This window comes from Pontibacterium granulatum, from assembly GCF_029961155.1.
Classification (GTDB): Bacteria; Pseudomonadota; Gammaproteobacteria; order Pseudomonadales; family Balneatricaceae; genus Pontibacterium; species Pontibacterium granulatum.
This window is the reverse complement of sequence record NZ_JASBRH010000019.1, coordinates 21436-44143: the sequence shown is the minus strand read 5'-3', so window position 1 is coordinate 44143 and position 22708 is coordinate 21436. Positions and strand designations below refer to the sequence as shown.

General features: G+C 51.6%; 14 protein-coding genes and 1 pseudogene. 10 read left to right on the top strand and 5 right to left on the bottom strand.

What is annotated here, in order from left to right:
- Positions 1-142: 142 nt before the first annotated feature.
- Complete coding sequence (locus QKW35_RS15850) at positions 143-961, bottom strand: ion transporter (RefSeq protein ID WP_282354609.1); 819 nt, start codon at positions 959-961, stop codon at positions 143-145.
- A 283-nt stretch (positions 962-1244) separates the two neighbouring features.
- Here QKW35_RS15850 and sbcD point away from each other — a divergent pair, with 283 nt between their 5' ends.
- The 5 genes from sbcD to QKW35_RS15825 all read left to right on the top strand — a co-directional run bounded on the left by sbcD (position 1245) and on the right by QKW35_RS15825 (position 8477).
- Complete coding sequence (gene sbcD / locus QKW35_RS15845) at positions 1245-2489, top strand: exonuclease subunit SbcD (protein ID WP_282354608.1); 1245 nt, start codon at positions 1245-1247, stop codon at positions 2487-2489.
- Positions 2486-6175, top strand: coding sequence for an AAA family ATPase (locus QKW35_RS15840; protein ID WP_282354607.1), 3690 nt, complete (start codon positions 2486-2488; stop codon positions 6173-6175). The genes sbcD and QKW35_RS15840 overlap by 4 nt, the downstream gene beginning before the upstream one ends.
- A gap of 117 nt (positions 6176-6292) precedes the next feature.
- Positions 6293-6802 carry a transglutaminase-like cysteine peptidase gene (locus tag QKW35_RS15835; protein ID WP_345774500.1) on the top strand — a complete coding sequence of 170 codons (510 nt, stop codon included), beginning with the start codon at positions 6293-6295 and terminating at the stop codon, positions 6800-6802.
- Positions 6803-6869: 67 nt separating this feature from the next.
- A complete protein-coding gene (locus QKW35_RS15830; protein WP_282354604.1) occupies positions 6870-8168 on the top strand; it encodes a tyrosine-type recombinase/integrase in 1299 nt (432 codons plus the stop codon).
- A 117-nt stretch (positions 8169-8285) separates the two neighbouring features.
- A complete protein-coding gene (locus QKW35_RS15825; protein WP_282354603.1) occupies positions 8286-8477 on the top strand; it encodes a bacterioferritin-associated ferredoxin in 192 nt (63 codons plus the stop codon).
- Between the two features lie 62 nt (positions 8478-8539).
- On the opposite strand, the gene QKW35_RS15820 is transcribed toward QKW35_RS15825, so the two are convergent.
- Entirely contained in the window at positions 8540-11323 is a 2784-nt protein-coding gene (locus tag QKW35_RS15820; RefSeq protein WP_282354602.1) for a zinc metalloprotease, read from the bottom strand.
- Between the two features lie 538 nt (positions 11324-11861).
- On the opposite strand from QKW35_RS15820, the gene QKW35_RS15815 reads away from it, so the two are divergent.
- The 5 genes and pseudogenes from QKW35_RS15815 (at position 11862) to QKW35_RS15795 (ending at position 19596) form a co-directional block, all read left to right on the top strand.
- On the top strand, positions 11862-12428 hold the full coding sequence (locus tag QKW35_RS15815) for a gamma-glutamylcyclotransferase (protein WP_282354600.1): 567 nt from the start codon (positions 11862-11864) through the stop codon (positions 12426-12428).
- A gap of 297 nt (positions 12429-12725) precedes the next feature.
- A pseudogene (locus QKW35_RS15810) lies at positions 12726-13649 on the top strand (ATP-grasp domain-containing protein); the annotation flags it as partial.
- A complete protein-coding gene (locus QKW35_RS15805) occupies positions 13650-13904 on the top strand; it encodes a cation:proton antiporter regulatory subunit (RefSeq protein WP_425608010.1) in 255 nt (84 codons plus the stop codon). It begins immediately after the preceding pseudogene.
- Positions 13905-14077: 173 nt separating this feature from the next.
- The gene (locus QKW35_RS15800; protein WP_282354598.1) at positions 14078-15814 is read left to right on the top strand and encodes an autotransporter assembly complex protein TamA; all 1737 of its coding nucleotides are present in this window, start codon (positions 14078-14080) and stop codon (positions 15812-15814) included.
- Positions 15811-19596, top strand: coding sequence for a translocation/assembly module TamB domain-containing protein (locus QKW35_RS15795; RefSeq protein WP_282354596.1), 3786 nt, complete (start codon positions 15811-15813; stop codon positions 19594-19596). Before QKW35_RS15800 ends, QKW35_RS15795 begins: the two co-directional genes overlap by 4 nt.
- A gap of 49 nt (positions 19597-19645) precedes the next feature.
- On the opposite strand, the gene QKW35_RS15790 is transcribed toward QKW35_RS15795, so the two are convergent.
- The 3 genes from QKW35_RS15790 to QKW35_RS15780 form a co-directional block, all read right to left on the bottom strand.
- A complete protein-coding gene (locus tag QKW35_RS15790; RefSeq protein WP_282354594.1) occupies positions 19646-20506 on the bottom strand; it encodes a mechanosensitive ion channel family protein in 861 nt (286 codons plus the stop codon).
- A 13-nt stretch (positions 20507-20519) separates the two neighbouring features.
- Positions 20520-21323, bottom strand: a complete 804-nt coding sequence (locus QKW35_RS15785) for a hypothetical protein (protein WP_282354592.1) — start codon at positions 21321-21323, stop codon at positions 20520-20522.
- 1061 nt (positions 21324-22384) lie between these two features.
- Positions 22385-22666 (bottom strand): hypothetical protein, encoded by a 282-nt coding sequence (locus QKW35_RS15780; protein ID WP_282354590.1) that lies wholly within the window; start codon positions 22664-22666, stop codon positions 22385-22387.
- Positions 22667-22708 lie beyond the last annotated feature (42 nt).

Sequence of the window (22708 nt, the reverse complement as noted above, 5' to 3'; positions counted from 1 at the left end):
ATGTTCACCAGAAGGTAGCCCTGTAGGTTGGCCATCGCGCAGCGATGCCAAACAATTCAATTCAAAACTACGTCTTCACTGTTGGGCTTCACATTGCGAAGGCCAACCTACGCTTACTATTTTGTCGATTACATTTGAGGAATCAGCTGGTTTCCTTCTCTTTATTCTGCGCCTCAATAATCACTTTTAACTCATTGATCTGTTTAGATAAATCTTCAATCGTCAACTGTCCTTCCGCAATCGCTTTCTCTTTTTCTTCTTGCGCGTGCTCGTTCTCCATCACGTTCACCACGATACCGATCACCATGTTGAGGAATGCGAACGTCGTCAGGAAGATAAAGGTCAGGTAGAACAACCAACTGAACGGATAAACTGCCATGGTTTCGTACATTACGTCAGTCCAGTCCTCGAAGGTCATGACCCGGAACAACGTCAGCATCGCAATGGAGATATCGCCCCACAGCTCTGGATTAATCACCGCGAAGAAAGACGCACCCACCGCAGCATAGATGTAGAAAATAATAAACATCAACAGGATTACATAACCCAGCTGCGGTAACGCTTTGATCAGGGAATTCAACAGCAAACGTAGCTCCGGCACGATGGATACCATTCGCAGCACGCGGAAGATACGGATCAAACGGCCAACCAGCGCCATTTCGCTGTCCTGAATCGGTACCAGACTCACAACGACAATCAACGTATCGAAGACATTCCATGGATTTTTGAAGAAGTTCCGTTTATCTGGCTCACCGATAAAGCGGATTGTAATCTCAATCAGGAAGAAGAGGGTGATCGCACTGTCCAGCCAGCCGAAAACCATCAGTACGTTATCAGGGATATCGTAGGTTTTTGCACCGATCACCAGTGCAGAAAAAATAATGACGCCGACAACAAAAAACTCGAAGGCTCGGTTGGAACGCAGCGCATAAAAACGCGCCTGCAGCAGTTCAAAATTCATGGCTACTTCAGTCGTTAACGTATTGGTATGGAATAGAAAATCGCATTATGCCCGACGTATATTGCAACAAAGCGATGCGCTTAAACACCCAGAAAATACGGGTGTATCACATCACAGGAAACGAGCCATACCTAATAAATAAAAACGTTAAATGTTTCAATTCAAACGCTTAAACAACTAAACACAGGTGATTTATTTGGAATGATGACTCCGAGCGATGGAGCCCACATGACGAACAAGATACTATTGCCGAAACTGAAAAACGGATTTCTGAGCACGATTGATGCGCATTCTGCACACCTCCGACTGGCATTTAGGCCAGCACTTCATTACCAAAAGCCGCGCTGCGGAACACCAAGCCTTTATCAACTGGTTGCTGGAACAGGTTACTCAGCACCAGATTGATGCGGTAATTATTGCCGGCGATATTTTCGATGCCGGCGCACCGCCAAGTTACGCCCGCGAAATCTACAACCGCTTTGTGGTTGAGATGCATAAGCTGGAATGCCAGCTGGTGATCCTTGGAGGCAATCATGACTCAGTCGCCACACTCAACGAATCCCGTGGACTACTGGCCCATTTGAACGCCCAGGTTATCGCTCAGGTACAAACGGACCTGGATGATCAGATACTCGTACTCAACGACAAAACGGACCAGCCCGGCGCTATCCTGTGTGCCATCCCTTACATTCGGCCACGTGACGTGATCACCAGCAACGCCAACGAATCAGGCGTAGAGAAACAGCAGGCACTGGGCGAGGCAATCAAAGAGCACTACAACAAGCTCTTTCAACTTGCTGATAATAAAAGAAAAGAGCTTAACAAAAGCCTGCCAATTATCGCCACTGGCCACCTGACAGCGATGGGCGTCAAGAGCTCCGAATCGGTGCGTGACATCTATATTGGTAGCCTGGAGGCAGTGCCTTCCAGTGCTTTTCCGCCAGCTGACTACATCGCCCTGGGCCACATTCACCGACCACAGATCGTTGCCCAATCCGAGCAGATTCGCTACTGCGGTTCTCCCATTCCACTGAGTTTTGATGAGCTTGGCACCCAGAAACAGGTGCTGCTGGTCGACTTTGACGAGGGCAAGCTCTCTGAGATCAAGCCGCTGGAAGTGCCTTTATTCCAGCCAATGGAAGTGATCAAAGGGGATCTGCAAACAATCGAATCGGCCCTGAAAGCTCTGCCAACAGTGGAAAGAGACCTCCCCACCTGGCTCTGCATCGAAGTCGAAACCCAGGACTATCTGAACGACCTGCAACAGCGTATTCAGACCATGACCGCCGATCTGAACGTTGAAGTCCTGCAACTGCGCCGCGCACGCACTGACCGCCAGGCACGCATAGAGCGTCAGGACACAGAAACCCTCGCGGAGCTAACACCCGAAGACGTATTCGAGCGCCGCCTGACACTGGAATCGTTCGATAACGACGAGGAACAAGCACGCCTTACCCGCATCCGACAGCAGTTCAGGGAGATTGTCGCGGAAATAGAGCAGCCACAGGAAGAGGTGACCAACGCATGAGAATCCTCAGCTTACGGCTCAAGAACATCAACTCCCTGAAGGGCGAGTGGAAGATCGACTTTACCCAGACTCCGTTCTCCGACAACGGTCTTTTTGCCATTACCGGGCCAACCGGTGCAGGCAAAACCACCATCCTGGATGCGATCTGTCTGGCGCTTTACCACCGCACGCCGCGCCTGAACACCATCTCCAAAACCAGCAACGAGCTGATGACACGGGGCACCGCGGAAGCGCTGGCCGAGGTGGAGTTTGATGTAAAAGGATTGGCATACCGTGCATTCTGGAGCCAGCGACGTTCCCGAGACAAGGCGGACGGTAATCTTCAAGATGCCAAAGTGGAACTGGCCAGCATGGCAGACGGAAAGATTCTCGCATCTCAGGTTAAAGCCAAAAGCCAGATGATCGAGCAGATTACCGGCCTCGACTTTGCCCGTTTTACCAAATCGATGATGCTGTCACAGGGGCAGTTTGCGGCCTTCCTGAATGCCGATGCAAACGACCGCGCCGAACTACTGGAAGAGCTGACCGGCACAGAGATCTACGGCCTGATTTCAGAGAAAGTTCACGAACATTTCACCCTCCGTAAGAATGAACTGGCCCAGCTTAAAGCCCGAGCTGAGGGGGTTGAACTGTTAAACGCCGAACAGCTGGAGGAGCTGAAAAGCCGGTTAGACATGCTGTCCCAGCATGAAAAAGAGCTCGATACTAAACGACAGCAGATCCGTACTCACAAAGAGTGGTGGGATAAAACGACAGCCGCAGAAAAGGCGCTTATTGCCGCAAATGAAGGGCTGACCCACGCCGAACAGCAATACTTGTTGGAAAAAGACGGACTAGAGCGCCTTGCCCAGGCAGAACCTGCCGAAAAATTGCGCGCACCCTACACACTGCTGCAAAACAGCAGCGAGAAGCACCAACAGGTCATCGCACAAGTACAACACTTGACCGCTGAGATCAACAACGCTCAGCAGCACGCTGCGGTGACCCACAACACACTGGCCCACGCAGCCAATGCCCTCGAAAGTGCGCGTAAAGATCAACAAGCGCAGGAAAAACTGCTGAACGAGCAGGTGATTCCGCTGGATAATCAGCTGCAACAGGCCGACGCTGAGCTGAAACGCCTTGAAACGGATAGAGCGCGTACAGAGCAGCAGGCCGACGCACAAGGTTCCAACCTTGCCAATATCGAGCAGCGACTCAAACAGGTCACTACTGAGCTACAACGCCGCGAACGCTACAAAGTTGAACACGCACAGGACGAGAACCTTGCGACACAACTACCACGCTGGCAAACGTTGCTGGAACAACTTGAGCAGCAACAGCGCCAGCTAACTGCTCGGCAAACTCAACAAGCCGACCTGTCTCGCCACCAACACCGACTGCAATCAGAAACACAAACGCTCAATCAGCAGCTCAGTGCATGCCAACATAGCGTCGCACAGCACAAAGCGGCTCTCGAACAGATTAATGCTGAGCGCCAACAGGTTCTGGCAGGCGCGGACGAGGCTCAGCTACACGCCGAGCACCAACACCTGCATAACCAGCAGGGCGTGCGCCTGGAGCTCAAAAACACCAGCAACCGCCACCAAGGCCTCATCGCCGAGCAAACAACACAACAGAAAGAACAGACGGCACTGGGCGCATCAACCAACGCGCTGCGTACAGAAGTGCAGCAGCTGCGGGATCGATACAAGCAAAGCCACCAGCACCTGAAAGACGTCGAGAAATTGATCGAGCAGGAAAAGCGGATTACCGATCTGGCCGCTGAGCGCGCCAAGCTGCAACCGAACGAAGCCTGTCCACTGTGCGGCTCCACCGAACACCCGCTGATCGACCAATACCAAGCGCTCAACCTCAGCGAAACAGAACAGCGCCGCGAAACCCTCAAAACAGAGGTGGAAGCGATAGAGCAGCAAGGAAAAGAGCTATCGAACGCCCTCAACAAAGAGGAAGCCAAGCTTGAGCAGCACAACCAACGCCTGCAAGCGATTACCGACGAGTTAAGCCACCTGCAAACACACTGGCAGCAACTGACTGGCCAGATCGCAGTAACGCTCGGCCTTAGCCAATCTGAAGCGCTGCAAAGTTATCTGCACCACTGTGACAGTCGCTTACAGCAACTGGCAACGCAGCTGGAGCAGCTCCGCTCTATCAACCAGCGCTTCCAGGCCTCCAGCAACGAGTTGAATGTGGCAGAGCAAGAGCTGCATAAAGCCAACCACGCACTCGCGCTAAACACACAACAGCAGAATACTGTTAGCCAGCAGCTCAACCAGCTGGAATCGGAGCTGATTTCACAGAATGAGCAGATCGATCAGCTGCAACAAACACTGGAAAGCCAACTGACGGCCGTGGGCCGCACCATGCCGGACCTATCAGAGATCACCATATGGAATAGCCAGCTCCAACAGGCCGCTGCCCGTTGGCAGGAGGAGATCAACAGGTTACACGATTGCCAGAAAACCCAATCCAGCCTGGAAACAGAAGCCAACGCCTGTAAACAGCAGCACCAACAGCTTATGGAGCAGCTTGTCAGCCTGACAGACAGCTATAACAGCGCCATAGCGCACCGAGACGCTCTGCAGCAACAGCGCACCGCGCTTTTCGGAGATAAAAACGCCGATCAGGCACGAAGCGACGCACAACAACGGGTTCAGGATTGCGAAGCCCGGCATCAGCAGGCATTGGCCGCCGACCAGCAGACCCAACATAACCAGCAAAGCCTGAAGGGTCAGCTGGCAACAACTGAACAACAACAAGCAGCACTGAAACATGAGTTGGATAACCACGCGCAGGCGTGGCAGAGCGCTCTCGATGCCAGTCCATTTGATTCTCAGCAGGCGTTCGAAGGGGCTCTGCTGCCCGAGGATGAGCGCAACCGGTTGCAGCAGCTTAAACAGCAGCTTGATACCAACCTGTCCAAAGCCCAGGCAGTCAGAGAGCAAGCAACTCAGCACCTGACGTCACTCCAAGACGGCGAGCAAGCGCAACAGTGGCAACACACACCGGCGGAGCAGGTCATCGAGCAACTTGCCCTGGTAGAAGCACAACTGCGCGACACCACGGTACAACAGGGTACTGTGACACAAAGCCTGGAGGATGACGCGAAACGCCGCCAGAACCAGACAGAACTGTTTGCCGAAATCGAACGCAGCCAGGGACACTACGACGATATTGCGTACCTGCATGCACTGATCGGTTCCCAGAAAGGCGACAAGTTCCGTCGTTTTGCTCAAGGGCTCACACTGGATCACCTGGTACATCTGGCCAACCGACGCCTCGATCGCCTGCATGGCCGCTACCTGCTCAAGCGCAAATCCACCGAGGCACTGGAACTTCAGGTGATCGATACCTGGCAGGGCGATACCGTTCGTGATACCAAGACCTTATCCGGTGGCGAAAGCTTCCTAGTCAGTCTGGCACTGGCACTGGCGCTGTCTGACCTGGTCAGCCAGAAAACCAGTATCGATTCGCTTTTCCTGGATGAAGGTTTCGGCACACTGGATGCGGAAACACTGGATACCGCGCTGGACGCACTTGATAGCCTGAACGCATCCGGCAAGATGATCGGTGTAATCAGCCATATCGAAGCGATGAAAGAGCGTATCCCAACCCAAATCCAGGTTAAGAAGATGAATGGTTTGGGTGTCAGCCAGTTGGAGAGCAGATTCAGGGTAGGGGGTTGACTCCCCCACGAACCCGCTATACTTAACTGCAAACTTTAGTGATTCTTGCGAACCACAAGGCTGGCGTTCAACACGGCCACCATAGCAAGAGGGAACACTGCTGATTTTGCGTGACCCATGCAGACGCTTTGCAGGCGGGCTCACGTAATGAAAATTTTACTTCCCTGCATCCTGCTCCTTATAGCAGGATGCGCGTCAACCGAACCCACACCATTCAACCTGGGGGACCCCGTCCCACCGCTTCAGGGGTGCAACGACTACCGTGCACGAGGCGGATTTTGCGTAAACCTCCCGGAGCGTCTGCAACAGGTGCTTGACGAAGCGCATGCCAGTCATCGTTATCAAACGGATCAGAGCCTTTATCAGCGCAATGACTATTGGAGCGCCAATCTGGTAGGCGACTGTGAAGACTTTGCTCTATGGGCACGCGAACGTCTGCTCGAATATGGCATCCAGTCCGATCTAATCTATGCCCGAACTGAAAAAGGCGAAGAACATCTGGTGTTATCGGTCAATGGATGGATACTCGACAGCCGCTATCGATGGCTACACCGTCGTGACGATATGCGGTATGACTGGATCAGTATCGGCCGTTCAGACGGCACTTGGTATCGCATCAAAGGCTAAATAGAAGCTTTATTAACTAACCACCATAAGATATTGTTTTAATTAAACATATAAAGACCAATATCTTATGCCAGACACACCACCAGCCATCCCGCTATTCGATAGTTTGCAACATCTGGAAGACGGCAACCCAACCGTTAACCAGCACATCGCCAACGTCACACTCAGCGATGTGGCTGATGCCGCACTCTTGTACGAACTGGCAACCGACTGGCTACTGGAACAGCGTCACAGCGAGAACAATTACAAAACCTATCGCAGTGAACTCACCACGTTTCTGCATTGGGCCTTCGATGTGGAACAGATATCAATCGCCGATGTGAGCCGTCGCTCTCTGATGCGTTACATCGAGTACTGTATAGATCCACCTAAAGAGTTGATTGCGTATCGCAATGTGGCGCAGTTTGTTTTGGAGAAAGAGCTTCAGGAGCGCATTCCAAATCCGCTTTGGCGACCATTCCTCGGCAAAAAGCGAGATGGATTGGCGCAGCCGTACCGTATCACCGAGAAAGCCTTAAAAACCAAGCTTGCGATACTTTCAGCCTTCTTTACCTACCTGATTGACGAAGAATACACGGAACGCAACCCAGCGATGATGCTGATGAAAAACGGCCGCTTCAAAAGCGGCAGCCAAAGTCAGGTATCTGGAGAGCACGAAGAGGACATACGTGCATTTACCGACCTGCAGTGGTCCTATGTCATCTCCAGCGCACGCAGCCTGGCGGCCAAGCAACCGAACGAACATGAACGCACCCTGTTTCTGGTGAGCCTGATGTACAGCTGTTATCTGCGTATCTCAGAAGTAGCTGCCAGACCGGGGTTTTCGCCGATAATGGGGCAGTTTCGCCGCGACAGCAAGACCGGTGTCTGGGGCTTTCACATACCGCGCAGCAAAGGCGGTAAAAAGCGCACGGTAGCAGTCTCCAAGCAACTGCTAAATGCCCTCAAGCGGTATCGGCGCCATCTGGATCTGCCAGAACTTCCTACACCTAACGAGGAAGTACCGCTATTTATACGCCATCGAGCTGCAGGACACGGGCGGGACAGGGGACTGGTCAACGCGAACTTAGGGATTCGCCAGTTACGCGATGAGTTGTATATGCTGTTTAATCTGGCCGCTGAGAATGCGAGCAAGGACGGGTTTGAACAGGATGCCCAGGAGATGCGCCAAATGACGCCTCACAGCATTCGCCACACAGGCATATCTCACGATATTAATCTCAATAAACGCCCTCTGTCACATGTACAGGCGGATGCAGGCCATGACAGCATCGACACCACGTCGAAGTACCTGCATACCACACGGGTGGAACGCCATGAATCCGCACAAACCAAGCCCATTGATCACCTGGACCACGCGGAATAGGGCTCACTGTCATGTACTATGCAGATTGCTCATCCAAACCTGCAGCTAATTCGCTGTCGGTGACTCACGCCCTGCCATAGAATCTCGTGCACAAGCTAAATAAACGGGAGCAGGGCAATGGACACTGAACGCAAAGAAAACGACCCCACACTGGTATGCACCTGCAATGACCTCTATATCGAAGATATTCAGGAATCAATCGGTTATGGCGAAGATGAATACCGGGAGATATTTGCCGTGCACGGACTGCAACCGCGCTGTGGTGAATGCCAATGCCATGTGGAGGCACTGGTAAGCGAGTCACCATAAAAAATGCCCGGCTCAGATCACTCTGGCCGGGCATTGTGCTGCGAGGACAGCTCAACAGAGGTTTACGGCGTTACGATCAAACAACCACTACAGGTCGCGCTTGAAGAATCAGGATTGGTCACAACCACATCCCAAGTTCTATTGCGGCGGGGGCCACCGGATTTCACGTAAACATCCGCGGTCATTGTATTGCCGTCGACTACCGTAACGTTTGACGCTGCAGGCGTGCCAGCAGAGCCATTCAGGAAGAGTAGGCTTGCGCCATCCACAAAACCGGCACCACTGATCGTTACAGACGTAGTCCCACCCGCAGGTATACTACCCGGGGCCACACTATCGACCGCCAGAATACTACCACCAACCGGGTCGACGGTTACGGTGACATCTGCACTACCGGCATTGCCTGCAGAATCGATTACCGAAGCGGTTACCTGATGCACGCCGAGCGTAAGGTTAGACGTCTGCAGGGTCGCACCCTGACCCAAACTCTGGTCCAGACTAGATGACCAACTTATATTGCCAGACAAGCTACCATCCTCGTCATCACTGGCAGTAGCAGAGAACACCACCAAGCCTCCTTGTTCAACCACAATGTTTGATGCCGGTTCAGTAATCACAACGCTTGGCGGCATATCGCCAGCTTCACCGGATGACGTTACCTGTATCTGGTAGATATCAACGGAATCTGCCTGACCGTTTCCTTTGGTACGATCAGTATCCGTCACACGCAGATAGACAGTGCCATAGGTGCCGTAAGGCAGCTCGACAGACATCACCTGACGGCCGGTACCGTTCATTAGCGTTGCGAACGGAACGTAGTTACTGCCGTCTGTGGAGTAGGCGAGGGTAAAGTCGTCACCGTCACTGTTCGCTGGTGCACTGGCATCAACGTCCAGGATCAGCGTGGCTGCCGCAGGAATACCCGACAGCGTCCAGCGGTGCTCAAGACGACTTACACGGTTCTGAGGTTTACCCCCCTGATGCTGTTCAGCGATACGCTCATAGTCGCCAGCGTCGACCGTATTCAGATAGGAGCCGACGACTACCGAACCCGCAATGTTAGATTCAGACGATGCATAGGTGACGACCGGTACACTGATCATAGTTGGTGCAGTCAGATTCGATGTGTTACTACCTGCACTGTTGAACGCTTCAACCTGGTACACATACTCACCGGAGGACAGGTTGTTGTCCGCATAGCTAGCGCTGTCGCGAGGCAACGTAGCGATCAGCACAAGACTGCCACCGTCAATCTGACGATATACACGGTAACCGGACTCGTTGTTTTCGATCAGGGAGGCCGGATCCGTCCAGCTCAGCGCGATATCCGCATCACCGGTCTGCACCGCCATCAGATCATTCGGCGCCGTAGGTGGGGAGGTGAATATCAGATCCTCCGGTACCGTGCCGGAGATAAAGTACTGCCCGAGGCTACCGTAGTCGGTATATCCATTGGTCAGCGGATCGCCCGCACCGACCCCCTCTACAGAGAGGATATAGCGACCGGCAGCGACACTGGTATTGATCGCTGCATAGGTATCTCCTGCAACATCACTCTGCGCCACTTCAAAGCCAAACTCGTCATATAGCACGGCGCGTACATCGAGATTCATACCACGACGGCTTTGACTCGCGTAGTTGGCAACCCAGGCTGGAGTAACATCAAGGTCGATCGTGCCATCACCCACGTCCATAAAGAACAGATCGACATCATTTCTGTCTTCGATGATCCCTTTGTTGGATGGATCCACATTGGCAGGGTCATTCACCGGATTGGTTGAACTGACGACTGTGCCGCCGGTAATAACCAATGGGGTGGCGCTGGCAAAGTTCACGTCCTCATGATCGTCGGCACGATAGTTCAGATAGCCTGCGATGATCTGAAGGTCATCCTGGGTGTTATTGGCGTCGGCATACTCGCCTTTACTCCACTGGGAGACCTGTGCGTAGTACCCCACGCCCATGATAGGCCCCCAATCGGTATTCCCTGAGCCGTGCCCACTGTAATAGCCCACAGTGCTCGTACCATCATGGGACAGATTAAGGTTGTGCCCCAGCTCATGGGATGCCGCTTCGGAGATGTTGTGCGGTCCACCTACACCATCAAGAAACACCAGCGCAGGTTGGTAATAGGTATAGTTGCTTCTGCCCCACACCCCCACATAGGCCACCCCACCACAATTACAGTTGTAAATGCTGCGGTTGTTTTCATCGGCCTTACGGGTCACAAGAATATGACCAACATTCGGACCGAAAGCCGACGGTTCCTCCGTCGTCACGTCTATGTCGTACGGTGCGAAATCCTCCGCCACACGTTTCCAGGTCTCAGCGATCTCGTTCAGCTCAGTCTGCGTAAAGCTAGATTCGTCACCGTTGCTGTCATACGGGCGCATATACAGCGGATCAGTGCTGCTATTCCAGATCGTCCCGGTCACCACATGGCCATCCATATCCAGATAAACAACCCTTGATGCACCCGGCTTACTGTGCAAGGAAAACGCTTCAGCCTGAGTCACTTCGGACAGTTCGGGTGATGATTCCGGTGCCGGATCAATCCCTTCAAAGGCGGGATCTTCATAGAACACACCACCTTCGTGGTCTACACGCATATCCGGGATATCGTGCTCATGAAATTCAAATCGATGCAGCCATTCTACCGCGCGTTTTTGCGCTGCCGGCGGCAGGTCCATTAACTGCTGTTTGAGTATTCCTGGCGGTAGCTCGTTGATATCGAAAGGAGCTTTGGCGCCATACGCATTATCACTCCGTGCGAAAGATTCCATTGGAAAGAGGAGGGTGGACGCTGAAAGAAGAAGTACTTTCGCCCACCTGCTGGACTGGTTCATAACCTGGCTCCGCATATTTGAATTACATAACGACGGACACACTAAGAGGCAACTGTTCCCTCCTACAGTTAAAGCTAGTGTAAACCTATGTATACAACTGGTACTTTCTGGACGAACGTTAGCACTTTCTTGCAAGCGCTGGTTGAGATCTACTCAAAGGATTGGGCTGCGGCATTAGGCTCATTGATACAAGCGTTTGAAATACATGAAGTTATCTAATCAATTTAAATCAGGTTACGCACCAGGCCACCAAGGCATCTATAAGCCAGACGAAAACTCCGTACTCACCATCTGATTTTCTAATGTAACGCCACATTTACACCTACGAACAATTTCTTAGTCACACATCAAAACTTTCAAGTTCGGCTTAACCTGCTATCTATCTAATTACTGGGGTAGGCGTGACTTTGCTGGGTTGTTCTTTCGGTATCGAATCACCATTCGTGGTAACTTACTGCAGCACAGCTTACTGGTGAAATACAGATCGGTCTGTCCCCCAAGCCTCACTAGCTTCGAATGAATTACAGAATGTGTTGTTATGTCATTTAATACTGTTGAACTTAATCGCCAACGCCAACCATTGGAGCACCTGGATACGGTTTGGCTGTTTGGCTATGGCTCACTGATTTTTAAAGTGGACTTTGAGTACCTGGAATCACGCCCGGCCAGCATTCAAAACTGGGAACGGCGTTTTTGGCAGGGCTCGCATGACCATCGCGGTACGCATGAGCATCCAGGACGTGTGGTAACACTGATTGAGTGTGAAGGCAGCCACTGCAAGGGGGTTGCCTATCGGGTATCTACCGAGGTGTTCGATCACCTGGACGTGCGGGAAAAAAATGGATACCTGCGTTTCTTTACACCGATGACGTTTGATGACGGCAGCCAGAAGGATGGACTGGTTTACATCGCATCAGAGGACAACGCGGCGTATTTGGGTCCAGACAAGGACGAAGCGATTGCCCGGCAGATTGCGACGGCATCGGGTCCTAGCGGACCTAACGCGGAATACCTGCTGAAGCTGGCAGAATCACTGCGTGCGCTGGGAGACCACGATGAGCACGTATTCCGCCTGGAAAGACTCGTAAAAAGCGAATCGAGTTAAATTAAATTCGAATACCTCAAACCCAAAAGACAAATCCTCTTTTCGTACAGCCTTCTGATGCAGCCATTTTTTGCCACAGAGGGCTCTGAGGTCATACCAAACACCAGTGAAGCCTCCACCGACTTCAGGCGATGCTCTCTAAAAGCCGCCCCGTATTCAGCATTAGTCAAAGCAATCTTCGAGCACACGCCAACGTAGGCGTTATTTCCGGCGCTGCTGGCTTAGACGTCCAAGCCGCGCGAAAAGCCTTTGCTAAACTTAACAGACCTAACGCGATCAAATAGGGGGGAACAGCCTGTGAAACTTGCTATTTTGTCTTGTGGCCCCAATTTGTACAGCACCAAGCGACTAAAAGAAGCCGCAGAATCCCGAGGGCACACGGTTAAAGTGCTGAATACGCTGAAGTTCGCGATTGATCTCGAACGCGGTTCACCGAATCTCTATTACCATCAAAAGCAGCTCAGTGATTACGATGCTGTGCTCCCGCGTATAGGCGCGTCTATCACCTACTATGGCACAGCCGTAGTGCGTCAGTTTCAAGAGATGGATGTCTTTTGCGCCAATACCGCTCACGGAATTCTAAATTCGCGGGACAAGCTTAGAAGCTTGCAGATCCTCAGTCGCCACCACCTCGGAATCCCCAAGACTAACTACGTACGAGATAAAAAAGACGTATTGCCTGCAATCAAACGCGTCGGCAATGCACCGGTCATCATAAAACTGATCGAAGGCACACAGGGCATCGGTGTGCTTTTGGCGGAGTCCACCCGATCAGCCGAAGCGATTATCGAGTTACTGCAAAGTCAGAAACAGAATGTTCTGGTACAAAAATTTGTGGCTGAAAGCAAAGGCAAGGATATCCGTGCATTGGTCGTTGGCGATCGGGTGGTGGCGGCGATGCGCCGTGTAGCACAAGGCCAGGAGTTTCGCAGTAACGTCCACCGCGGCGGGGTGGCAGAGCCTGTTGAGCTTGATGATCACTACAAGGAAACCGCAGTGCGTGCAGCCCAGATTTTGGGCCTACAGGTGGCAGGTGTAGACATGCTGGAAGGGGCGGATGGTCCCCAGATAATGGAGGTAAACTCGTCTCCAGGGCTTGAGGGTATCGAGCGTTGCACCCAATTGGACGTGGCAGGCGCCATAATTGATTTTATCGCCGCACAGGTAGATTTCCCCGAAATCGATATCCGGCAGCGCTTAACCGTTAGCCGTGGTTACGGTGTGGCAGAAATTTACGTGCCAGCAGAATCCCACTTTATTGGCAAAACCATCTCTGAGTCGGGATTACCGGAACAGGATATCAATGTGTTAACCCTGTATCGAGGTGATACAGTTATTCCGAATCCCAAAGTATCGCGTGCCCTCGAAAGCGGCGACAAACTGCTCTGTTTTGGCAAGTTAGACGCAATGAAAAAGCTTGTGCCACTCAGTGCTAGGCGTAAGAGGAAACCTCGCATCAAGCCGTTGGACGATTAAGCATGACGTATACTTTTTGGTCTGAGCGGTTTTGTATTTATCCGCTGCAACAATCTGCCCAGATAAGTTGCACCTTGGCTAAATACCCAACTAAGACCGCACTGTTCCTGACCCAATTGTAACATCGGTACGTAGATACTTTAGATATCAGTCTTCCCCCCAGGAAACGCAGGATGCTAAAACGCTCAGCATTACTTACGCTCGTATTTTTGCTGGCTGGTGTATCGATCAACCTGACCGCCGGGACGCTCGCGATCGAAATCGAAGGTGTAACCAAGGAACAGGAACAAAATATACGTAACTTCCTTAGCCTCCAGAAACTTGAGGGGCATGAAATAACCAACCGTAGCCGCCTACGTTATTTACACAAAGCCGCAGACAAGGAAATTCGTACAGCTTTGCAGCCGTTTGGCCTGTACCGCCCCAAAGTGCTACTGAGCCTGCTTCAGGACGGGCAGGATTGGATCGCGAAATACGAGATCGTGCCCGGTGATGCCATACCGATCATGAAGCTCGATCTGAAAATCGTTGGCGAGGCACGCGACGATACTGCATTTTTACAGCTATTGAACAATCCGCGACTACGCCTGGGGGCGGATCTGCTGCATAGCGATTACGAGCACCAGAAACAACTGCTTCTTTCTCTTGCGGCCGAACGGGGCTACTACAAGGCAACATTCATTCAGCACCTGGTGGAAGTTGATCTGACACTGTATCAGGCGAGCATTGTTTTACACATGGATAGCGGCCCTCGCTTTGTAGTGGGGGAAGTAATCTTCGCCCCCAGTGTGCTAGCAAACGACTTTCTCATGCGTTATGTGCCATTCGAGTCCGGCGATCCCATCCAAAACAGCAAGCTGATCGCGCTGCAATCTTCATTGATCGACGGTGATTACTTCCAACAGGTTGAGGTTCAGCCTTTGTGGGATCAAGCCGATGACGCCACCGTGCCCATCTTCGTCGATCTGGACGCTAAAAAGCGAACCCGGTACCAGGCGGGCTTGGGATATGGGACTAATACCGGCGCGCGTACCCGGCTTGGCGTAACCTGGCGCTGGTTAAATCCACAAGGTCACAAGCTGAATAGCCAGATCATGGCTTCGGAAGCATTATCGGAATGGTCAGCGGAGTATGCAATCCCGGGCACCAAACCACAGGAGGACCTCTATACGGGTACAGTCGGCGTACGTGATGAAAACTCGGACAGCGTTAATGCCCTTCGCCACACTCTGGGTATCGCCTCACGACAGCAGGTGGGGCGCTGGCAGCGCATCTTAGCGCTCAATTACCAGCAGGAAACATTCACCTTCAGTACCACAGAGCAGGACTCAGAATTTCTGATCCCACAGATTAGTTTTAATACCGTTTCCGCGACAGATCACTTAAACGTAAAAAATGGCTACCGGCTCTCCCTGCAGTTACTGGGCGCTAACCAGGCGCTGCTTGCCGATGAGAGCTTCATCCAGGCCCGTGTGAGTGGCAAGGCCGTGTATAGCATCAATGATAAGTTACGTGTGCTAGGCCGGGTGGAAGGGGGTATAACATTCATCGACAACTTCAATGCACTACCCGCCACCCAACGATTCTACGCAGGCGGAGACAACAGTGTACGCGGCTACGATTTCCAAAGCCTTGGACTTCAAGACCAGTCAGGCGCCGTCATTGGCGGCCCGCAACTGGTGGTTGGCAGTGTCGAACTTGACTACCGTCTGACAAAAAACTGGGGGATTGCGGCTTTTATTGACAGCGGTAACGCATTTGAAGATACAGAACTGGATCTGCACACGGGTATCGGAGCGGGTGTTCGCTGGTTTTCCCCCATCGGGCCAGTTCGTATTGACCTGGCATGGCCACAGGATGGAGATGATCGAGGCGCACACCTGCACTTCAGCCTGGGAGCGGACTTGTGACTGCAGCTGCACTCTTCAAATATCTGAGACGGATTTGGCTCTTGCTTTCCGTAAGCCTGCTGTTGCTAATTTTGGCTGCGTTGCTGTACATCGTTACATCCAGCAAAGGTTTGCAACAGATGATCACGATCGGGCAACGCTGGTTACCTGGCGAACTGCAAGTGCAACAGATAGAAGGGCGGTTGCTAGATTCATTTTCACTTCACGGTTTAAGCTATCACCACCCTGGTATTCAGATATCGCTTAAACGGCTGTCACTGAACTGGGACCCACGCGCATTGTTGTCGGGAACGCTTCGTATACACTCGATCGAGATGATTGAGCCTGAACTCTCCTGGGAAGCATCGCCTTCAAACAGTTCTGCAAGAACATCCCCCGCCTTAACGGATATTGCACTTCCCTTTGGGATGCAGATTGATTCGCTCAGTATCACTCACTTATCGCTGCACAGTCCGGGGGAGGCGGAGGCGCACCCACAGGCGCTGACGATATCCCAGGCAAACATTCAGCTCCGCAGCGAACAACACACGTGGACAGTGGATCAGTTGGACATTGTGGCACCAACAGGCCAGCTGCAACTGGAGGGTCAGATTCACACGCGTGGACATTATCCTATGACCCTAAACACGCATTGGGTGTTTCACCTCCCCAATAATCCTGTACTCAAGGGCCAAGGCACCATCGAAGGGAACCTGGCTGAGCTGAAAATAGAACAACAATTGACCGGCGTTATTGCTGCCGAGGCCTCAGCGTCATTGCAGTTGCTGCAATCCCCCCCCAGGGGCACGGTTCGGATTAGAAAGCTGCACGCTGCACTTGGTGACCACCATGAACCGTTCAAGGGACATACGTTGCGCGGCGACATGACCGCTACGGGCAACCTGCAAACGGCTGAACTTACTGGCAATTGGCAAGTGAACTTACCTGAACTCGGAGACAGCACAGTTCAAGCCCGGCTTTCACTGTTTCCAGACGCGCTGCGACTCCATGAACTTCTCCTGACCCAGCAGCACACCAACGCCACTTTAGACTTGCTGGGGGATATCAATTGGCCACAAGCCGGACCCGAATTTTCCCTGAAGGGAACGTGGAAGAATCTGCGCTACCCATTGCAGGGGAGCCGTACCTCTACCAAATCAGATGGCCAGTTTACGGTTACAGGTACTCTGCAAGACTATCTGCTCAAAATGCAGTATTCCCTCGTCGGTGGCATGATCCCGTCGGGCGCATGGGAACTATCCACTCGAGGCAATACACAAGGACTTCATGATTTTTCGTTACAGGGGAGAACCCTAGATGGACTGGCACGTGTGCGCGGTTCCGTACACTGGGTTCCCGCAGTGAGATGGCAACTGCAATTGGAAGGGGAAGCATTGAATCCAGGAGTTGCCTGGGCAGACTGGCCCGGACAAATAGCCTTCCAGGCATCAAGCGCGGGGACCAAAGAAACAGGACAAGCACTACAACTACTGACAACAATCAACTCTCTGACGGGCTCGATACGCGAACACCCTGTCAAAGGTCACGCCAGATTCGCCCTCAGCGGACAGGACCTGCTGATCCCGGAACTGACTATGACGCTGGCAGGCATCGATCTTAGGGCCAAGGGCGAAGTGGGAAAAAAGGTCAATTTGGTCTGGTCTCTGAATGCTCCCAACGTGAACACACTGTTGCCTGGTGCCCAAGGTGGTCTTACCGGTAACGGCACAGTGCAGGGTCCACGAGAACAACCAACGCTTCTGGCGACACTGCAGGGTGATGAGCTTGAATTTGAAAACACCCTGATCGGCACGCTCAGCACGGATCTGGATGTTGACCTGAGCGGTCAGCGACAATCCAGAATAAACCTGCTAGCAACACAGGTAAGCACGGGCGGGCAACGGTGGCAACAGATCAAAATGGCGGGTCAGGGCACACCAGCCCAACATGCTTTGACGCTGGAGCTGAACAAGGGCACGGCGGAAATTGCACTTCGCGCTAATGGGCAGTGGGAAAAGGATAAATGGTCCGGATTCCTGAGCCGCGCCGATCTCCATACCAAACGAAACGTATGGCAGCTGCGACGCCCGGTTGCGGTACGCGCCAGTCGCACGTATGTGAACGTTGATCCGGCCTGCTGGGATAACCCTCAACTACAGGGAGATACTCTTTGCCTGTCTGGGAACTGGGCGTCATCCGAAGGAGCCCGAGCAACATTCGACAGTAAGGGTTTGCCACTTGACTTAGCCAGCCCCTGGCTACCCGAAGAGATTCAGATAGACGGTACGCTTCAAGGTACAGCCACTTACCGTAAACCGTTGAACAAGCCGCCCGAATTACGTGCTTCATTACGGGCAAATAACGCTGAGTTGGGCTCCGAACAAGATGGATGGCGCGTCAGCATGGAGGATGTAACGGCCGTTGTAAGCGGGCAGGGTGACCAACTGCACACAGATATTCGTTTATCCCTGCGACAGCCTGAGGGAAAGGCGCAGGCCCGGCTGACTATTGATGACCTTTACCACACCAGGGCTCTGGACGGGGCGCTGGATTTGGACCTGAACGATTTACGCTTTATATCCTTGTTTGCTCCCGATCTCCAGGAAATCACCGGCAAAATCGAAGCATCGCTACGCGTACGAGGCAGCCTCGATACGCCACTTGTTTTAGGTCACGTTAAGTTAATTGATGGCAGTACAGAGTTTCCGGCACTTGGTACGAAATGGGAAGCAATGAATCTGGACCTGTCCAGTCTACCAAACAGTAGTCGGTTAAAGTTGAACGGAACGCTTCAATCAGATGGCGGAACAGCTGAGCTAAACGGGTGGCTTGATCCCTTTACCAGCCAAGCCGAACTTTCACTTGATGGGCAAAACTTTCAGGCAATTGCCACACAGGATATCCAGGCACGGCTTTCGCCAACCATGACCGTTGAGCTGTCAGCAGAACGAATCTCTTTACGCGGGATAATCAACGTACCCAATGCCAAAATCGCGCAAGCGCGGGCTAAGGCAACGGCGCCAGTATCACCAGATGTCGTTATCCATGACGCATCTGCATCAGGCACGGCCACTCGCCAAGCAAGCCGCTACGTTATGGATACGAATCTTCGCATAACCTTAGGCGACAATGTCGAACTCGATATGTACGGATTTAGGGGGCGACTATTGGGCAGCATTCAGATTGAGGACGATGGGCAGCGAGCAGTAAGGGCAACCGGTGGTATTCAGGTCGCCACCGGCAAGTATCGATTGTACGGTCAGGATCTAAACATTAACCGTGGCAGCCTACTGTACAGTGGTGGCCCCGTGAATAATCCCGGACTAGACCTGAGGCTGTCAAGCCAGGTTGATGATGTGGCGGTCGGTGCCAATGTAAGTGGAACGTTGAATGAGCCACGGTTCGCGTTATTTTCTGATCCAGACATGCCTGAAAGCAGTCAGCTTTCCTATTTGATGTTCGGCCGCCCACCGGGGTCTGGCAGCACCACATCAGAGCAAGAGCTGCTGTTAAAAGCTGCGGCCTTGCTGACGATGAAGCAGGGCAATCTTATCGCTGAAAACCTTTCCGACGTTCTGCAGGTGGATGAATTGGGACTTGAGAGTAAGGACGCGCTTGGCGGGACTTCCCTTTATATAGGCAAATACCTTACCCCCCGACTGTATGTGAAATACGGCGTGGGGCTGTTGGAATCGGCCAACGCTTTTCTTATTCGCTACCGACTCAGTCGTAACTGGAGTGTTGAAACCACCACTGACACAAAAAGCAGTGGTGGAGATATCATCTATACTCTCGAACGGTAGATGGGTGCTACGGGCAATCCACTTTTATGGTTACATGCTGATACGTCGGTCACAGAGGACTATTTTTATCGTCCGAAGATAGCTTGATTGGCAAGGGATCCGTTTGACTACCGGTATAAAGCGTGCGGTGAGGGAACGGAATTTCAATGCCTTCCTTATCAAAAGCTTCTTTTATCTCTAGCTGAATACCGTTTTTTAACTCCAAAAAGTTCTTACGGCTGACCCACACAGATAACTGCAAATCGATAGACGACTCACCAAAACCTTTGAAATACACCATGGGGGCGGGTTCATCCAAGCTCAGCATGTTGTTGTCAGCGATGCGCAATAACACCTCATTTACGCGGGTAATATCTTCTCTATATGCAACACCGACAGGCAAATCCAAACGCCGAATGGGATATTTCGTCAATGTGGTCACTTCCGATTTGATCAATGTTTCGTTTGGTATCCGAACAAACAGATTGTCAAAGGTACGCAATTTAACCGATAACAGGTCTATCGATATCACTTCTCCTGTCGTGGCACCAATCTTGATGACATCACCAACAGAGAAGGGACGCTCTCCAAGCAAAAACAATCCACTAATAATATTTGACGCTGAAGTTTGAGATGCAACGCCCACGGCAACGGTTAAGATACCTGCGGCCCCCAACAGAACGCTCAGTTTAAATCCCAGCTCTCGTAAAGCCGAAACAACAAATAATCCCGCGATGGTATAAAAAACCAGCCGTCGCAACAGGATGAGGTGATGTTGACTGAGCTGGCGGCTGGCCAGCCTAGTGACGGAAGCACTGGTAAGCTTGCCAAGGACAAGTCCGGCTACAACCAGTATTAACGCACGCACCACACCAAAGGCTTTTTCCCCAAAGAGCCATTCAGATATACCGGGCCATAACGTCTCAATCACCTTACCACTCCTGTTAGCCGAAAATAGTGCCGAGGGTACGCACGAGAATTCCGGTATCCACCCGGACCCTCGGCTCCCTCAGTAAAGGTGCATGTTCAGAACAGGCAGGGGCACCTGTTCCAATAAGTATTTCTGCAGATTCCATATCCTGTTTACAGACGATGGTCACGTCTTCAGTCCACAGCCAGCCATCTGCGGAGAAAAATAAAGACAAGTACGGAACGGGAAGCTTTAGACGCTCCAATATCAGTGTTTTATCACCTTTATTGTGAATCGTGAGAGGAGTAACCGCCCGATGTGAGCGCTTGGGAATATCTTCTTTACAAAGACGCGCAGCAGTGCGAGCGGCATAACACATCTCGCCTTCACGCGTAGACGGGCCAAACCATGTGTCAGATGGGCGAAGTATAGGCAGCTCTAACAACCAATCGGAAAGCGCCTCGACATCAATACAGACCCAGACGGGCGAACTTATATACAAGGAGACGTGTTCACCGCTAGGTATATGTATTGTCGTGGATGGCCGTGCAACGATAGGCCGATCAGCCAAGGCAGGCAGCACTCGAACCCCATTCGATGTGGTACAACAGACGCACCGGTCTAGATGGCTCTCATCACCAAGCGGAAGAGCATCCGGCTCAACATGAAAAGGGATCTCAGCATCCGGCTCTATATTTTTGGATTGAGTGCGGATTTGCCATTCATGAGCAAATCGCTGGATAGATAGATCCAATGGACCCAAATGCCACCTTATAGTTTGACTGGTATCCAGTTCAAATGTGCCCCATAGGGAAGCCAAGTCAGCGGGCTTTTCCACCTTATGCATTCCTTTTACAAGCCTGGATAAACGCTGAAAACGTTCGGTTACAGCTTAGCTTATATTCTGCGCGATACCCTTCCTCGATGCCTATGGCCACGTATTTAGAGGAGCAGGGGAGCTATACCGCTGGTTCCCTTGTTCGAGGTAACGAGCACAGAACTGCCGCATTCTCTAAGGCAGTACAAAACAACGCCGATGAAAAGCCCGGCTAACCATTTTATTTATTTACAATAACTTACCACACTTAATTAATGTAAATATAATCAGTATTAATACCTTAACCGGAGGTTATCCAGAGCCCGATACCCAAACAAAACAGCGCAGAACACAAAAATACCTTTGGATGAAAGCTTAAGTTTGTTCAACAATCGCGAATGAGGCCTCTAAACCGTACAAGACAAGATCGCCAACAAAGGTTTCTCGATATGATCGAGGAATACAACCTGGATACATGTAACGCTGAAGAGGATTTCCGACGCCTTGAACGTTTCATCAATGACCTAACGAAGAAGACAAGCGAACCGTCAAAGAAGGCCTGACTAAGGAAGAGCTGGCGATCTTCGATCTTTGGCCAAAGGCATGCACAGAAGTGTTTATGCACGTATACGAGAAATACCCAGACCAAGGTAACAGCGTGTACGTCCATTGACGGGTAATCTTACAGACCTGATTCGATGCCGATAAATAGTATTATCGGCATCGACATTCCCAACGTGTTCACAGACGCACGCAACGATACTTTCCCCACGAAAAAGCAATCTTCGCAACTCTCCGCACGGTGACACAACAGCACCATAAACGTCGAATCTCACGCTTAACTTCGAACAGTCATTTCGAAAGTAGTAATCACTTACTACGAGGAGAAGGCGTTACACACGCTTAGAGATTTACGTAAGCATGAGATCAATCTCATGCTTAACTTCCATTAACACAGGAGGGAAAAGCCCCGATACCTAAAACAATGCTATATTTAACATAATATACATTATACGCATGCTTATGATGGCGACAGAATACCGTCATTTAGGACCTCTCAATGACAGTAAGTACTTAGTTCATTAGGAATAAGAAATTGGCGCCTTCGCGTTTTCGTAACTACAAATCAGCGCTGGATGGACATTAACTAGCTCACCGGTTACATCAGACTCAACAACAAGTGTTGAACTGCCCGGCTCTTTCTGAAGTTTTGCGAGAACAAGGTAAGACGTGCCGTATTTCAGCGTCAGCGCATCATCTGCATTGTAGAGATCAGCTTCAACCATCACCCGGTCGCCGACAGCTATCTCACGCCAGATAAAATCGCTTTCAACAAGAAGATCTGAAATACCGTATGTAGCCATAACCGTCACCCAGAGATTTAGCTTCGTACATGCAGCACGAAA

What these genes read in the sequence shown, in the direction of transcription:
- QKW35_RS15780 (WP_282354590.1), bottom strand. Translation starts at nt 22,666, where the DNA reads ATGGCTACATACGGTATTTCAGATCTTCTTGTTGAAAGCGATTTTATC.
- QKW35_RS15830 (WP_282354604.1), top strand. Translation starts at nt 6,870, where the DNA reads ATGCCAGACACACCACCAGCCATCCCGCTATTCGATAGTTTGCAACAT.
- QKW35_RS15800 (WP_282354598.1), top strand. Translation starts at nt 14,078, where the DNA reads ATGCTAAAACGCTCAGCATTACTTACGCTCGTATTTTTGCTGGCTGGT.
- QKW35_RS15820 (WP_282354602.1), bottom strand. Translation starts at nt 11,323, where the DNA reads ATGAACCAGTCCAGCAGGTGGGCGAAAGTACTTCTTCTTTCAGCGTCC.
- sbcD (WP_282354608.1), top strand. Translation starts at nt 1,245, where the DNA reads ATGCGCATTCTGCACACCTCCGACTGGCATTTAGGCCAGCACTTCATT.
- QKW35_RS15840 (WP_282354607.1), top strand. Translation starts at nt 2,486, where the DNA reads ATGAGAATCCTCAGCTTACGGCTCAAGAACATCAACTCCCTGAAGGGC.
- QKW35_RS15815 (WP_282354600.1), top strand. Translation starts at nt 11,862, where the DNA reads ATGTCATTTAATACTGTTGAACTTAATCGCCAACGCCAACCATTGGAG.
- QKW35_RS15850 (WP_282354609.1), bottom strand. Translation starts at nt 961, where the DNA reads ATGAATTTTGAACTGCTGCAGGCGCGTTTTTATGCGCTGCGTTCCAAC.
- QKW35_RS15825 (WP_282354603.1), top strand. Translation starts at nt 8,286, where the DNA reads ATGGACACTGAACGCAAAGAAAACGACCCCACACTGGTATGCACCTGC.
- QKW35_RS15835 (WP_345774500.1), top strand. Translation starts at nt 6,293, where the DNA reads ATGCAGACGCTTTGCAGGCGGGCTCACGTAATGAAAATTTTACTTCCC.